16 protein-coding genes are annotated in these 13,777 nt (G+C 33.3%); 15 read left to right on the top strand and 1 reads right to left on the bottom strand.

What is annotated here, in order from left to right; all coding sequences use genetic code 11:
- Window positions 1–116: 116 nt before the first annotated feature.
- From BM024_RS02295 to BM024_RS02280, 4 genes are read left to right on the top strand one after another with little or no spacing between them, the layout of a single operon-like run.
- Window positions 117–437, top strand: coding sequence for a hypothetical protein (locus tag BM024_RS02295; protein WP_090678083.1), 321 nt, complete (start codon window positions 117–119; stop codon window positions 435–437).
- Window positions 430–1,074 carry a hypothetical protein gene (locus BM024_RS02290; protein ID WP_090677848.1) on the top strand — a complete coding sequence of 215 codons (645 nt, stop codon included), beginning with the start codon at window positions 430–432 and terminating at the stop codon, window positions 1,072–1,074. Before BM024_RS02295 ends, BM024_RS02290 begins: the two co-directional genes overlap by 8 nt.
- A complete protein-coding gene (locus tag BM024_RS02285) occupies window positions 1,053–1,820 on the top strand; it encodes a sensor histidine kinase (protein ID WP_090677847.1) in 768 nt (255 codons plus the stop codon). Before BM024_RS02290 ends, BM024_RS02285 begins: the two co-directional genes overlap by 22 nt.
- On the top strand, window positions 1,817–2,440 hold the full coding sequence (locus tag BM024_RS02280; protein WP_090677846.1) for a response regulator: 624 nt from the start codon (window positions 1,817–1,819) through the stop codon (window positions 2,438–2,440). Before BM024_RS02285 ends, BM024_RS02280 begins: the two co-directional genes overlap by 4 nt.
- Before the next feature lie 136 nt (window positions 2,441–2,576).
- Here the strand turns inward: BM024_RS02280 and BM024_RS02275 are convergent, their stop codons facing one another.
- A complete protein-coding gene (locus tag BM024_RS02275) occupies window positions 2,577–3,116 on the bottom strand; it encodes a hypothetical protein (RefSeq protein ID WP_090677845.1) in 540 nt (179 codons plus the stop codon).
- A 114-nt stretch (window positions 3,117–3,230) separates the two neighbouring features.
- On the opposite strand from BM024_RS02275, the gene hpt reads away from it, so the two are divergent.
- The 11 genes from hpt (at window position 3,231) to BM024_RS02220 (ending at window position 13,637) form a co-directional block, all read left to right on the top strand.
- Window positions 3,231–3,761, top strand: coding sequence for a hypoxanthine phosphoribosyltransferase (gene hpt, locus BM024_RS02270; protein ID WP_090677844.1), 531 nt, complete (start codon window positions 3,231–3,233; stop codon window positions 3,759–3,761).
- Window positions 3,762–3,784: 23 nt separating this feature from the next.
- Window positions 3,785–4,360 (top strand): adenylate kinase, encoded by a 576-nt coding sequence (locus BM024_RS02265; RefSeq protein WP_090677843.1) that lies wholly within the window; start codon window positions 3,785–3,787, stop codon window positions 4,358–4,360.
- 87 nt (window positions 4,361–4,447) lie between these two features.
- A complete protein-coding gene (gene obgE / locus BM024_RS02260; protein ID WP_090677842.1) occupies window positions 4,448–5,458 on the top strand; it encodes a GTPase ObgE in 1,011 nt (336 codons plus the stop codon).
- A 141-nt stretch (window positions 5,459–5,599) separates the two neighbouring features.
- On the top strand, window positions 5,600–7,918 hold the full coding sequence (gene mbhE, locus BM024_RS02255) for a hydrogen gas-evolving membrane-bound hydrogenase subunit E (protein WP_090677841.1): 2,319 nt from the start codon (window positions 5,600–5,602) through the stop codon (window positions 7,916–7,918).
- Window positions 7,899–8,342, top strand: coding sequence for a Na+/H+ antiporter subunit B (locus BM024_RS02250; protein ID WP_090677840.1), 444 nt, complete (start codon window positions 7,899–7,901; stop codon window positions 8,340–8,342). Before mbhE ends, BM024_RS02250 begins: the two co-directional genes overlap by 20 nt.
- 19 nt (window positions 8,343–8,361) lie before the next feature.
- Window positions 8,362–8,715: a Na+/H+ antiporter subunit C gene (locus BM024_RS02245; protein WP_090677839.1), complete on the top strand. Its 354-nt coding sequence runs from the start codon at window positions 8,362–8,364 to the stop codon at window positions 8,713–8,715.
- Window positions 8,712–10,220, top strand: a complete 1,509-nt coding sequence (locus tag BM024_RS02240) for a proton-conducting transporter transmembrane domain-containing protein (RefSeq protein WP_090677838.1) — start codon at window positions 8,712–8,714, stop codon at window positions 10,218–10,220. Before BM024_RS02245 ends, BM024_RS02240 begins: the two co-directional genes overlap by 4 nt.
- 12 nt (window positions 10,221–10,232) lie before the next feature.
- Window positions 10,233–10,715: a Na+/H+ antiporter subunit E gene (locus BM024_RS02235; protein WP_090677837.1), complete on the top strand. Its 483-nt coding sequence runs from the start codon at window positions 10,233–10,235 to the stop codon at window positions 10,713–10,715.
- A complete protein-coding gene (locus BM024_RS02230; protein WP_090677836.1) occupies window positions 10,712–10,987 on the top strand; it encodes a monovalent cation/H+ antiporter complex subunit F in 276 nt (91 codons plus the stop codon). The genes BM024_RS02235 and BM024_RS02230 overlap by 4 nt, the downstream gene beginning before the upstream one ends.
- Window positions 10,980–11,360, top strand: coding sequence for a monovalent cation/H(+) antiporter subunit G (gene mnhG / locus BM024_RS02225; protein WP_090677835.1), 381 nt, complete (start codon window positions 10,980–10,982; stop codon window positions 11,358–11,360). The genes BM024_RS02230 and mnhG overlap by 8 nt, the downstream gene beginning before the upstream one ends.
- Window positions 11,361–11,483: 123 nt before the next feature.
- Window positions 11,484–13,637: a S46 family peptidase gene (locus BM024_RS02220; protein WP_090677834.1), complete on the top strand. Its 2,154-nt coding sequence runs from the start codon at window positions 11,484–11,486 to the stop codon at window positions 13,635–13,637.
- Window positions 13,638–13,777 lie beyond the last annotated feature (140 nt).

Here is a 13,777-nt window from a genome sequence, read left to right as displayed (position 1 = left end):
TTCCTAAGAATATGTTATTAGTCTTTAATTTTAACACTCTGTATAGTATTTCTACGTATTGCGAATTAGGATTTAATTTCTCATTTTTGAGATACAAAATTTTAAAAAAAAATATTATGAAAAACAATGGAGAAATTATCACGTTAGCTGAAGCTATTGAATTTACACATGAGTATCAGGAAAGCTTTCCAAGTGGAAATATAGCTTATGCTGTTAGCAAGGATAAATTATTAGATATTATACAGCAAGTGGGGTGTGAGGGAGTAAGGATTTATAATGGAATTGACGCTGAAAACGGCAATAGTAATTTAGTGTTAGTGGGAATCGATGATGATGGAGAGGATATGACACAGGGTGTTATACTAGAACGTTTAAATGTCTGTCCTTCTTATTGTCCTGTTAATAGTGCTTTAATTAGGTCATACAATATTGTATAAGGTTCTGTATCTTATTGCATTATATTCTGGTATTATCCCAATTTGTTTGTATTTGTTGAGGAAAGGAACGAAGTTAAATTTAGGGAAAGAGATAGTTTTTCCATTTATAACTTTGACTTTTATCGCTACGATTTATGAACAAATTGGGGTGATTTATTCGATAATAGGTTCTAGTTATTGGTTTCAAATTTATGCAGTATTAGAATTTACAGCTTTGTTTTATTATTATAGAGAATTGAACTTTATTAAAAAGAAGCAAGAGTTTGAAATTTTCTTTGCTGTTTTTTTTGTGTTTTTTTATTTGATTTCTTGGATGTTTTTTCGAACTGAAAATATTTTTTTATCCTTGTTTATAAGTCAGATACCGATAGTTTTATTGGTTATAGTTTCTTCTTTTTCTTGGTTTAAAAAACTGTTTTTGAATAAGGAAATAAAAGATTTATGGAAGAATGCTGATTTTTATTTTGTGTCGGGTTACTTGATTTATTGTGCAAGTACTTTTTTTCTGTTTTCTCTGAGCGGTTTTCTTGTCGAGACATCTTTGTATTTTTATGATTATTGGTTGGTGAATGTTTTAGCTACTTTGTTTTTAAGAATTATGTTAAGTATTGGAGTATGGAGAATGAAAATGACTTAAAGTGGGTTTTTTGGTTGGGCACCTTATTTATGGCCTTTATGGCTCTATCTATTGTGTTGTTAGCTGTATTTTATCAACGGAGATTTTATATAGTTAAGCAGCATGAAGCAGAAGTTGGATTGAAAGCCACTTTAGAGGCTGAAAAAACGGAGAGAAATAGGGTGGCTGCTGATTTACATGATGGTATAAGTGGAGATATTAGTGCTATTCTTAATTTAGTTGGGGTATTAGAATTAAAAAATCGACAGATAGAGAATGTACAGTTACTTTGTGAAATTAAGACTGCTTTAGGGATTACAATTGATGAGGTTCAAAGGGTTAGTTATAACTTGATGCCTCCTTTGTTGGAAACTGAAGATTTACAAGCGGTTTTGAAAGATTTTTTTAATAGGGTAGAGAAAACATATAAAGTGAGAGTAGAAGCTAGGTATTTTTCAGAAGGATTGCTGTTAACAACTTCAGAATCTTATGAGCTATATAGATGTATACAAGAGTTGACAGAAAATGTTTTAAAACATGGAAAGGCTTCAAGTATAAAGTTTAGTGTTGATTGTATTGAAGGAGAATATGTTTTTCGTTTTTTAGATGATGGGTGTTCTTACGATTTTTTTAAAGCATCAAAAACAGCAAAAGGTATGGGAATTAGGAATATAAAAGCGAGATTATCTAATTTGAAAGCTATTTTAGTTCAATTACCAAGTGATAGTGGTAATTGTATTTTTATAAGAAAAAAGATAAAAGGATGATACAAATAGCCTTAGCAGATGATCATACTTTATTTAGAAAAAGTTTAAAGTTTCTTATTGACCATTTTGATAATATGGAAGTGGTGTTGGAAGCTGAGAATGGATTACAACTGTTGAGAAAAGTAGGGAAGTTAAATGTAGATGTAGTACTTCTAGATTTACAAATGCCTGTAATGGATGGGTTTGAAACAGGGATGTATTTAAGGGAGTTTTATCCTGATATAAAAATAGTCGTTTTGACTTTGTTGAATGATAAGGATTCTATACAAAAGATTATGCACCTAGGTGCTGATGGTTACCTGACAAAAAAAATTGACCCTCATATATTAAAAAAAGCTTTAGAGAGTATATTTGTTAATGGCTTTTATTTAGATAAGGATGTTGCTCATGTTTTAGCTAATCTTACTGATGATGAATTGGTGAAAGATTTTACTTTACGTGAGGTTCAGATTATTCGATTGTCTGCACAGGAATTTAGTGCTAAGGAAATTGCCGTAGAGTTGGGGATAAGTATCAGGACGGTTGAGGCCTTTCGAGGGAATTTAATCTGTAAGACTAATTCAAAAAATTTTGTTGGTGTGGTATTGTATGCTTTAAGACATAGAATCATAGAGTTCTAGCTTTTGGTTTCTTGTTATTAATGTGAGAAATTTATTATAGTTACAATTGAAGAATTTATGTGTATAATTTTGTGGAATGTTGGTTGAAAAAAAGTAATAACACTTTATTTACTTATATAATAAGGGCTTTTTTAATTTAAATGATTAAGTTTTGTTTGAATTTTCGTGCTCTGATTTGGAATGCTGGACTACTGCTTGCGTATTGTTGTTCTATGGTTTCGTTTGCTAGTTTTGTGAGTTCCGAAAAGTCATATGATAAGTTTAAGATTATATCTATTGCGTGACATTTGGAAGCTACTTTGGTATTGTCAATAAGCCAACTGAGTGCGGTTTCCATTAAGGTCTCTTTTTGTTTTCGGTTTAATTCAATGATTTTTGATTGTGTCAATAGCGATGCAATTTTACCTAAAGAGCGTTTGGTGCTTTCATTTTTTATCTCAGGAAATTGTGTGCAGAAGCGAGCTAATTGCGGTAGAATTATTGAAAGGTTGTCTACTAAGAGAAACTCTATTATCCAAGCTGCTTTGTGTTGATTGGGGTGTTGATTGTTAAGACCTATATCAAATAAGGTAGGAATGTATTCAGGATTATTGAGAATCCATGTATATAATGTTTGTCTAGATTTAAGAAGAGCCGTACAAGAATTGATTTGTTGAATAAGGAATTTGGTGTGCATTTTTTACGGATAATAGAATTTATAGCAAAGAAAAAGCATAATATACTAATTCCAAGCAAAGAAACTAAAAACAAGCAGAGTTTTTGTATATTTGCAAATTACGATTATTCTGATATGGAAATACAGGTTTTAGACAAAACATTTATCCCTTTTATAGACGCCGAAAAAATCGATGTAAGATTGAAGGCTTTGGCGGCTCAGATAGAGTCGGATATGAATGGAGAGGTGCCTGTTTTTATAGGTGTTTTAAACGGTTCATTTATGGTTTTATCTGATTTGGTAAAGCATTATAAGGGGGCTTGTGAAATGAGTTTTGTAAAGATGGCCTCTTATATTGGAACTCAGTCTACTAATAAGGTTACTCAGCTTTTAGGGCTAGATGTCGATGTTACCGACCGAGTTGTTATATTGGTTGAGGATATTGTAGATACTGGAAATACCTTGGTGACTTTAAAAGATATTTTTGATCAGCATAAGCCTAAGAATGTGAAGATTTTTACACTTTGTTTGAAGCCTGAGGCTTATACAAAAGATATTCCTCTTGACTATGTAGGTTTTGAGATTGAGAATAAATTTATTGTTGGTTATGGTATGGACTACGATAAGCATGGTCGAAATTTATCAGAAATTTATCAAATTAAATAATAAAAAAATATACAATATAGAATATGATTTCAATAGTTTTATTTGGAAAACCGGGTGCAGGAAAAGGAACGCAGGCTGCTTTTTTAAAGGAAAAGTATAATCTAAAACACATCTCAACTGGAGATGTTTTTCGTTTTAATTTACAAAATGATACTGCCTTAGGAAAAGAAGCAAAAGTGTATATCGACAAAGGAGAATTGGTTCCAGATGAGATTACCATCAATATGTTGAAAGATGAGGTGGAGAAGAACATGGATGCTGCGGGCTTTTTATTTGATGGTTTCCCTAGAACTATTAAACAAGCAGAAGAGCTTGAAACTTTATTAACTTCAAAGGGGTTGAAATTAACAGCTACTATTGCTTTAGAGGCTGATGATGAGGTTTTGGTGAAGCGTATTTTAGAGCGTGGAAAAACAAGCGGAAGATCTGATGATCAAGATGAAGATAAGATTAGAAATCGTTATGAGGAATATAATGAAAAAACCGCTCCTCTAATTGATTACTATAAGAATAAAGGTAATTATTACGCTATCAATGGTATCGGTTCTATACAAGATATTACTGCTCGTTTGAGTACTATTATTGATACTTTGGTTTAGTAATTGTGAATTGCTGTGGTGTAAACGGCTTTATTTACACATTAAGAATTTTTGCAATCTGAGATTGTACGCTAAAAATAGAAAGAGATGACAGAAGGGAACTTTGTCGATTATGTGAAAATCTATGTTGCTTCAGGAAAAGGAGGGAAAGGATCTACGCATTTACATCGTGAGAAATTTATTGAAAAGGGAGGTCCTGATGGTGGAGATGGTGGCCGAGGAGGTCACGTATATGTTGTAGGAAATGAAGGTTTGTGGACGTTGTATCATTTGAAATTTGCACGCCATATTAAGGCTGGGCATGGAGGTGATGGAGCAAGTTCTAGAAGTACTGGTGCTGATGGAGAAGACAAAGTGATTGAAGTACCACTGGGTACTGTTGTTAAAGACAAAGAGACTGGTGAGGTTCTTTTTGAAATTACGGAGCATGGTGAGAAACGGATTTTGGCAGAAGGTGGAAAAGGAGGTTTAGGTAACTGGCACTTTAGAAGTTCTACTAATCAAACACCTCGTTATGCACAACCAGGAATTTCTAGTCAAGAACTAGATATTATTCTTGAATTAAAAGTATTAGCCGATGTTGGTTTGGTTGGATTTCCTAATGCTGGTAAGTCTACACTTTTATCTGTGTTAACTTCTGCAAAACCTAAAATTGGTGATTATCCGTTTACGACATTGAAGCCGAATCTTGGAATTGTTGCTTATAGAGATTTTCAGTCATTTGTTATGGCTGATATTCCAGGGATTATTGAAGGAGCTGCTGAAGGGAAAGGCTTGGGGCATTATTTTTTAAGGCATATTGAAAGGAATTCTACTTTGTTGTTTTTAATTCCTGCAGATGCAGATGATATTAAAAAGGAGTATGATATTCTTCTTGATGAACTTAGAAGATATAATCCCGAAATGTTAGATAAGGACAGGTTGGTTGTGATTTCTAAAGTAGATATGCTGGATGAGGAATTGAAAGGAGAGATGAAGGTTCAGTTGGATAAAGACTTCGATGGAATACCATATTTGTTTATATCAGCAGTAGCGCAACAGGGCTTGGTTGAATTAAAAGATAAGCTTTGGGAAATGTTAAACGTTTCTTCAAAATAATAACAAAAGTCTTTCGGAAACGAAAGACTTTTTTTGTAAAAAGGTATTTGTCAATGGGTGGTTTGTCTAATTTATTCAATTTTTTTTATATCTTTACCATCGTTCAAAAATAGAAAAGGGAGGAGAAAAGATATTTTATTTATGCTATTACTAATTGTATTTGTTTTTGTTTTTGCCTTTTTAACGTTACTGTTGGGCAAGTTTGTGCATTCCAAGTTTTTTAAGTTTATTAGTATTGTCCCCTTTTTACTTTTTCTGTTTTTTACTTCCTTTATTCCTTTACTAAAAGACGGTACAAAAAACATTTTTTATCGAACTGAGTGGATGCCTTCTATTGGTGTTTCTTTAGATTTTAAACTAGATGGTTTGTCTTTGCTTTTTAGCCTGATGATAACGGGTATTGGAACGCTTATTTATATTTACACGTCGTCCTATCTTAGAGGGCATCCATATCTAAACAGATTTTATACGTATTTAGGTCTCTTTATGGGAGCTATGCTAGGCTTGGTGCTTTCTGATAATATCATCACACTTTTTATATTTTGGGAATTAACGAGTGTCACTTCTTATTTTTTAATAGGGTTTAATAATGAAGATGAATCTGCTAGAAAGAGTGCTTTGTGGGCATTTTCTATCACGGGGCTGGGAGGGTTCTTTTTATTGGCCTCTCTTGTTGTTATTGGTAGCATAACAGGAGAAACATCTATTCATGAGATTTTATCGCATTCGAATAGTATTCAAGGGCATGAGGCTTTTGGTTTAATACTTGTTTTTTTCTTACTTGGTGCTTTTACTAAATCAGCACAGTTTCCATTTCATTTTTGGCTTCCCGGAGCTATGAAGGCTCCAACTCCTGTGTCAGCCTATTTGCATTCTGCTACTATGGTAAAAGCAGGTATTTATCTGTTGGCTCGTTTTACTCCTATTCTCAATGATGGGGATTTATGGAGTAAGTCATTGCTTTTAGTAGGAGGTGTGACTATGGTTTATGGTGCTTTTCATTGTGTTTTTAGAAAAGATTTGAAAGGAATATTAGCTTACTCAACTATTTCTGCATTGGGGATGTTAGTTTTTTTGTTGGGAATTGGAACAGAACTTGCCATATATGCCTCAAGTGTGTTTATAGTTGTACATGCCTTATATAAAGCAAGTTTATTCTTGATTACTGGTGCTATTGACCATGCTGTTCACAATAGAGATATTACTATTCTGTCGGGTTTTGGTGAAAAAATGCCAATACTTGCTACTGCCGGCTTTATTAGTGCTTTGTCTTGTGCAGGAATTCCGTTGACTTTTGGTTTTATTGGTAAGGAATTAATTTATGAGAGTACTTTAGAGGGGGGCGTTACATATTTAGCTATAGGATTAACCGTTATAGCTGTTGTTACAAATATATTTTTAACATGTTCTGGTTTGTTAGCGGGTATTAAACCTTTTATTGGAGAATTACCTAAGAAATTCTCAAAGGTTGGTAAGCTTGAATTAGGCATTGCTTTGCCTCCTTTTATTTTAGCTGTATTGAGTTTGGTTTTTGGGGTTTTTCCGAATTGGATTAATCAAGGTATTATCAATAGTGTAACTAGATCTATTTATGGCGATTTTATCAATTTGGACCTAAAGATTTGGCATGGAGTAACTACTGCTTTGTTATTAAGTGGTCTTACGATATTATTAGGGGTTGCAGTATATTTTATAGTGAGACAATCTCATAATAGTATGCGATTTATTGAGCGATTCGAAGTTTTTGCTCCGCAGCATATGATTGAAAAGCTTATTGAGAAAATTAGGGTTTTTGCTTATAGGTATACAGGACTTACTCAGAATAGTTATTTGCGTATATATCTAATCGTAATCGTATTGTTTTTTATTGGTTTGGTTGGTTATAAATTGTTTGCAGATGTTCCTCTACAGGTGAATACGGAAGACTTATCTGCATTTAGAAGTTATGAACTTATCGTTTTTATAATAACGGTTATTGCTATATTATTTACGATATCTACTTCTTCTAGGTTGACGGCCATTGCTTCTATTGGAGTTGTGGGATATTGTATTTGTTTGATTTTTGTTTTTTATGGAGCTCCTGATTTAGCGATGACTCAATTTGCTATTGATACACTTACGGTAGTACTATTCGTTTTGGTATTGTTTAAGTTGCCGTCATTTTTGAAATTGAGCAATAGGAGAATTCAAGCTCGGGACGCTATAGTTTCTATAGCTTTTGGAACTTTGATTTCCTTAATTACGCTTCAGGCATTAGTGTCTCCCGCTGATAAAGAGATTAGTCGTTTTTATGCTGAGAATGCATATACACTTGCGAAGGGAAAGAATGTTGTTAATGTGATTTTGGTTGATTTTCGAGGGTTTGATACTTTGATTGAAACTATGGTGTTGTCTATTGCAGCTTTAGGTGTTTTTAGTTTATTAAAATATAATACAAAAGATGAAGAAAGTTCAGAATAGTGAAACAAGACACTTAGATTCAACGATATTGAGGACGGCGACTAATTATTTGTTGCCATTAATTATTATGTTTTCGATTTTCGTGTTACTTCGTGGACATTATTTGTCTGGTGGTGGTTTTGTAGGTGGATTAATTGCGTCGATAGCTTTTGTTCTTCATTCTTATGCTTATAGTCCTAAAGAGACATTGGCTCTTTTTCGTTTTTCGCCTTTACGTTTGATTCCTACGGGATTGTCGCTTTCGATTTTAAGTGCTTTACTACCTATTCTTTTGGGACTTCCTATTATGACTGGGGTTTGGTTTGCAGAAGATGTAGTGGTTATTGGTTCAGTGGGTAGTGCATTGTTTTTTGATATAGGAGTCTATTTCGTAGTGATTGGTGTTGTATTGACGATACTTTTTACAATTGCAGAGAATGTTTAATTCAAATATGATTTAAAACATGGAATTATTATTAGTGCTTTTGGTTGGAATTTTATATTCGGCTGGAATTTATATGATGTTTAGAAGGAGTATGGTAAAACTTTTATTGGGTCTTATGCTGTTAGGAAATGGTGCTAATTTATTAATTTTCTTAATGGGGGAATTGACCAAGGGTAAAGCTCCTATTATTGATAATGATCAAATACATTTCATTGATGCTTATGCGGATCCTGTTCCTCAGGCACTTATTTTGACAGCTATTGTCATAAGTTTTGGATTGACAGCTTTTGCTATTGTATTGTTGAATAAGGTTTATAGTACTACAGGAACGGATGATTTAGATTCTCTTAATATTCAAGATTTAGATATATGAGTACCAATTTCATATTAGCTCCCATTTTTGTTCATATGATTACTGCTGTAGTCTTATTATTTTTTTGGAAGAATGTAGAGCTGAAAAAGATTATTAGTGTTGTAGGTAATAGTGTTGCATTCATAGCGTGTCTAAAGTTGTTTTTTATGACTTGGAATGAGGGTACGCTCACTTTGCAGATGGGAGGCTGGGAAGCACCGTTCGGTATTACTTTTGTTTCTGATATGTTAAGTGCTGTGATGGTTATGCTGACTGCTACGGTTTCTTTGGCTGTTGGTATTTTCTCAACTGCTGCTATTAATAGGAATAGAATTAGATATGGTTATTTTTTTATATTTCACTTCTTGATAATGGGACTGTTAGGAGCTTTTTTAACAGGTGACATTTTTAATCTATACGTTTGGTTTGAGATTGTTATTATTTCTTCTTTTGTATTGCTTACACTTGGTGGTAAGAAGCGACAGATGGAGGGGGCAGTAAAGTATATGACAGTGAATATGTTAGCTTCTATAATATTTCTAACTGCCATCGGTATTTTATATGGAATTACAGGAAGTTTGAATATTGCTGACTTGGCTGAGAAAGTTGCGATTGTTGAGAATAGAGGATTGGTGACTGTAACAGCTTTGATGTTTTTCATTGGATTTGGTATTAAATCTGCTATATTTCCACTTTATTTTTGGTTACCTGCGTCTTATCATACACCTCCTTCTGCTATCGGAGCTATTTTTGGGGGGTTGCTTACCAAGATGGGAGTTTATTCTTTATTCAGAGTTTTTACGGTAATTTTTGTTCCTGATGATTTTTTGTTACAAGTTTTTGTAATTATTGCAATATTTACTATGGTCAGTGGTGCTTTAGGAGTTATTAACAAGAGGAATATACGGAGGATTTTATCGTATTTAATAGTATGTCATATAGGATATTTGATTGCAGGTATGGGACTTTATACGGAGTTAGCGTTTGTTGGGGTGATTTTCTATTTGATTCACGATGTTATTGTTAAGAGTAATTTATTTATGATGAGTGGTCTTATTCAGAAAATTCGAGAGTCTCAGGATATATATCGTTTAGGAGGTTTCTATAAGGATTATCCAAAGTTGTCTTTGGTTTTTGCTGTGATCCTTTTTTCTTTAGTGGGGATTCCACCTCTATCAGGATTTTGGCCAAAAATTATGTTGTTTCAGGAAGCATTTAGGCTTAAGGAATATGCTTTGTTAGGTGGTCTAATTTTTGCTAGTTTTATTACACTATTTGTAGTTGCACGAATATGGTCGGAAGTGTTCTGGAAGGATTTACCAAAACCAAATGCGGAAGAGATTGATCATTTTGTACCGTATTCTCGATCTGGAAAAATAGCTTTGATTTTACCAGTAGTAGCCTTGGCTTGTGTATCTTTATACATAGGATTGAATGCTCCTGCTATTATGGAAGTGTCAGAACGTGTGGCTCATGAAATGATGAATCCTAATTTGTATATAGAATCCGTTTTAGGTAAACAATAAAAGAGGTTAGAAATGTTAAAGTACTTTTTATTAAATTTATTGTTGACGTTTGTTTGGGTAGCCTTAACAGGGCAGCTTAACTACACCAATTTTGCTTTTGGGTTAATTTTAGGTTTCTTTATTTTGTGGATGCTGACTAGGAATTCTAAACCTCAGGATAAAGAATATTTTTATAGGGTTCCCAAAATATTGGTGTTTATATTGAATTTTTTATATGATATGTTAGAAGCGAATTTGAGAGTTGCTATTGATGTTGTAACTCCTAATTTACATGCTACTCCTGGGATTATAAAATATGATATTGATGCAAAGACTGATTTTGAAATAACAATGCTGACCAATATTATTGCATTGACACCAGGGACTATGGTTATTGATATTGCAGATGATAAAAGTCATATTTTTATACATACGATGTATTTGAAAGATAAAGAAAAGTTTATTAATCGTATGAAGGAACGAACAGAAAAAAAACTATTAGAATTATTACGATGACAGTTGAAAGTTATTTGATAACATTTGTTATGCCTATTATCTGCCTTTCGTTGATTTTTATATTTCTTCGATTTTTAAAAGGTCCTGCTGTAGTAGATAGGGTTGTTGCTCTAGATTTGTTAATTACAGTTGGAGTTGGGTTTATAGGGCTATTTAGTTTGATCGCTAATAATGCAATTTTTCTAGATGTCGCTATGATATTGGCTTTGATTGCTTTTTTAAGCACTGTTGCATTTTCATTCTATTTAGATAAAAGAGATAAAGATGACTGATACATTTATAATGGTTTTAAGTACTATAGGTGCTGTTTTTATACTTATTGCTTCTATTGGTATTCTGAGGATGCCTGATTTCTACACACGTCTTTCAATAACTATTAAGGCTGGGACTTTAGGTATTGGTTGTATTTTGGGTGCTGCAGCAATTCATTTTTCAGAGTTTTCAATTACTACTAAAGTGTTTGCAATAATTTTCTTCTTATTTATTACATCTCCTGTAGCTGCATTTCTTATTGCTAGAACTTCTTATGTTACTGGTATTAAGCTTTGGAGTGGTACTGTAATGGATGAGTTAAAGGGTAGGTATTCTACGCCAAAAGTTAGTTCGAAAGAATCTACTACTTCTTCTAATAAGAACATTGAGTAAATGTGAAATAGGGTTGATTTTAAAACAGTTTTTATATTAGAGATGGGGAATACTATCACTACATAAAGTCAATTTTATAAAAATAACTTATATTCGCAACTTGATAACATACTTAAAACAATTATGAAAAAAATTATTTTATTTATTACTGCATTCATTTTTGCTTTACCTGTTCAGGTAAAGGCAGATGAGGGGATGTGGTTCTTAATGTTCATAGAGCGTTTGAATCAACGCGATATGGAGAAAATGGGTTTACAACTTACAGCTGAGGAAATCTATAGTATTAATAATAGCTCGTTGAAGGATGCTATTGTTCAGTTCAATGGTGGGTGTACGGCAGAAATTGTTTCAGAACAAGGGTTGGTCTTTACAAATCACCACTGTGGTTATGATAAAATCGCGGAATTATCTACTCCTGAGGATGATATTCTTACAAACGGTTTTTGGGCGGCTACTAAGGCTGATGAGCGCAAACCAAAAGATTTATCAGTTCGTTTCTTCGTTCGTATGGATGATGTCTCAAAACGTATTTTAGGAGTTGTTACTGATTCCATGAATGAATTAGAAAGAGAAAAAGCAATTAATCAAGAAATTGCTAAGATTCAAAAAGAGAACGATGAGGGTGGGAAATATACGGTTTCTGTAAAGTCATTTTTTCAAGGTAATGAATATTACTATTTTGTTTATCAAGATTATACAGATGTACGCTTAGTTGGTACACCTCCAAATAGTATTGGTAAATTCGGAGGAGATACTGATAACTGGGAATGGCCACGACATACTGGAGATTTTTCAGTTTTTAGAGTTTATACTGATAGAGAAGGAAATCCTGCGGAATATTCTGCTGACAATATTCCAATGAAGCCAAAACATCATTTGCCAGTGTCTATTGCGGGTATTAAAGAGGGAGATTTCTCTATGATTTTGGGGTATCCAGGGCGTACGAATCGTTGGATGCCGGCTGAGGGGATTGAGCAAAATGTAATGTTTGCATATCCAGCTTGGGTTGAGGGGTCTAAATTAGGTATGGATGTAATGAAGAAGTATATGGATCAAGAGGTTTCTGTGAGACTTCATTATGCTTCCAAATATGCAGGTGTAGCTAATTATTGGAAAAATCGTCAAGGTATGATTGATGCCTTGAAAGAACATAAGACTGCTGCGGCTAAACGTAAGTCAGAGGCTGAATTTAACGTTTGGGCTAATAAGAAAGCTAATAAAAAGAAATATGGTTCAGTAATAGCTGACATCAATGCTTATTATGCGGCTACTAATGAGAAAGCTAGACATGATAATTATTTAATGACTCTTTTACGCACTTCTACTATGGCAGCAGCACCTTCGCGTTTGGTTGAAGGATTGAAAGTATATGCAGCTGGTTCAGATGAAGAAAGAGCGCGTTTATTGCCTCAGTTGCAAGAATTTGTAGATGCTGTTTATGGAGAATATTATGAACCTTTGGAACGTGATATGTTGGCTAAGCAATTGGAATTGTATGCTTCAAAATCTGAAGGATATGGGATTGCTCCTTATATTGCTGAAATAGCTAAAGAATACAATGGTAATTTTGAAGCGTTTGTAAACAAAGCTTTCGATTCAAGTGTTATGGCTAATAAAGATAAGGTTGAATCTTTCTTGAAAAACCCTGATGCATCTCTTTTGGAGAATGATTTATTAGTTACTGTTTCTAAATCTATCTTAGATAAATACAGAGATGTTCCTGAAAATATTAAGTCTTTAGAGGATAAGTATCAAAAAGGATATAGATTGTTGGTTGATGGACTTCGCAAAGTGAATCCAGATAAAAAATATTACCCTGATGCGAACTCAACATTGCGCTTGACTTACGGTAAAGTAATAGATTTACCTAGAGGTAATAAAGTGAACGACGCTGATGAAAATTGGTATACTACTCTTGCTGGTACTATTGCAAAACATATTCCTGGTGATGAAGAATTTGAAGTTCCTCAAAAGTTAATTGATTTGTATAATGCTAAAGATTATGGTGTTTATGCAGATAAGAAAGGACACTTACCTGTTAATTTTTTGACTGACCATGATATTACAGGAGGGAACTCTGGTTCACCTGTTTTGAATGCTAAAGGAGAATTGATTGGTATTGCATTTGACGGTAATATTGAAGCTATGGCTGGTGACGTTATTTACGATGCTAAGTTGCAAAGAACTATCAGTGTTGATATTCGTTATGTGTTATTCGTAATTGAAAAATATGCTGGAGCAAAACACATTATCGATGAAATGACTATTGTTAAGTAGTAAATTTATTTATTAAATATTGAAAAGTCGGCTTTTAGTAGCCGACTTTTTTTATATGATTCTGTTTCGGTTATTGACAGTAGAGAGGAATAGAATAAAATTGTATTTTTACAAAATCAAGATTAAAATATTTTAAGTTA

It is taken from the genome of Myroides guanonis, from assembly GCF_900114085.1.
GTDB lineage: Bacteria > Bacteroidota > Bacteroidia > Flavobacteriales > Flavobacteriaceae > Flavobacterium > Flavobacterium guanonis.
Note: the sequence above shows the minus strand (reverse complement) of the source record. Positions and strands in the feature narration are given on the sequence as shown.

Excerpts from the sequence above, each read along its gene's own strand:
- BM024_RS02295 (WP_090678083.1), top strand. The coding sequence starts at position 117 with ATGAAAAACAATGGAGAAATTATCACGTTAGCTGAAGCTATTGAATTT.
- BM024_RS02285 (WP_090677847.1), top strand. The coding sequence starts at position 1,053 with ATGGAGAATGAAAATGACTTAAAGTGGGTTTTTTGGTTGGGCACCTTA.
- BM024_RS02280 (WP_090677846.1), top strand. The coding sequence starts at position 1,817 with ATGATACAAATAGCCTTAGCAGATGATCATACTTTATTTAGAAAAAGT.
- BM024_RS02275 (WP_090677845.1), bottom strand. The coding sequence starts at position 3,116 with ATGCACACCAAATTCCTTATTCAACAAATCAATTCTTGTACGGCTCTT.
- hpt (WP_090677844.1), top strand. The coding sequence starts at position 3,231 with ATGGAAATACAGGTTTTAGACAAAACATTTATCCCTTTTATAGACGCC.
- BM024_RS02265 (WP_090677843.1), top strand. The coding sequence starts at position 3,785 with ATGATTTCAATAGTTTTATTTGGAAAACCGGGTGCAGGAAAAGGAACG.
- obgE (WP_090677842.1), top strand. The coding sequence starts at position 4,448 with ATGACAGAAGGGAACTTTGTCGATTATGTGAAAATCTATGTTGCTTCA.
- mbhE (WP_090677841.1), top strand. The coding sequence starts at position 5,600 with ATGCTATTACTAATTGTATTTGTTTTTGTTTTTGCCTTTTTAACGTTA.
- BM024_RS02250 (WP_090677840.1), top strand. The coding sequence starts at position 7,899 with ATGAAGAAAGTTCAGAATAGTGAAACAAGACACTTAGATTCAACGATA.
- BM024_RS02245 (WP_090677839.1), top strand. The coding sequence starts at position 8,362 with ATGGAATTATTATTAGTGCTTTTGGTTGGAATTTTATATTCGGCTGGA.
- BM024_RS02240 (WP_090677838.1), top strand. The coding sequence starts at position 8,712 with ATGAGTACCAATTTCATATTAGCTCCCATTTTTGTTCATATGATTACT.
- BM024_RS02235 (WP_090677837.1), top strand. The coding sequence starts at position 10,233 with ATGTTAAAGTACTTTTTATTAAATTTATTGTTGACGTTTGTTTGGGTA.
- BM024_RS02230 (WP_090677836.1), top strand. The coding sequence starts at position 10,712 with ATGACAGTTGAAAGTTATTTGATAACATTTGTTATGCCTATTATCTGC.
- mnhG (WP_090677835.1), top strand. The coding sequence starts at position 10,980 with ATGACTGATACATTTATAATGGTTTTAAGTACTATAGGTGCTGTTTTT.
- BM024_RS02220 (WP_090677834.1), top strand. The coding sequence starts at position 11,484 with ATGAAAAAAATTATTTTATTTATTACTGCATTCATTTTTGCTTTACCT.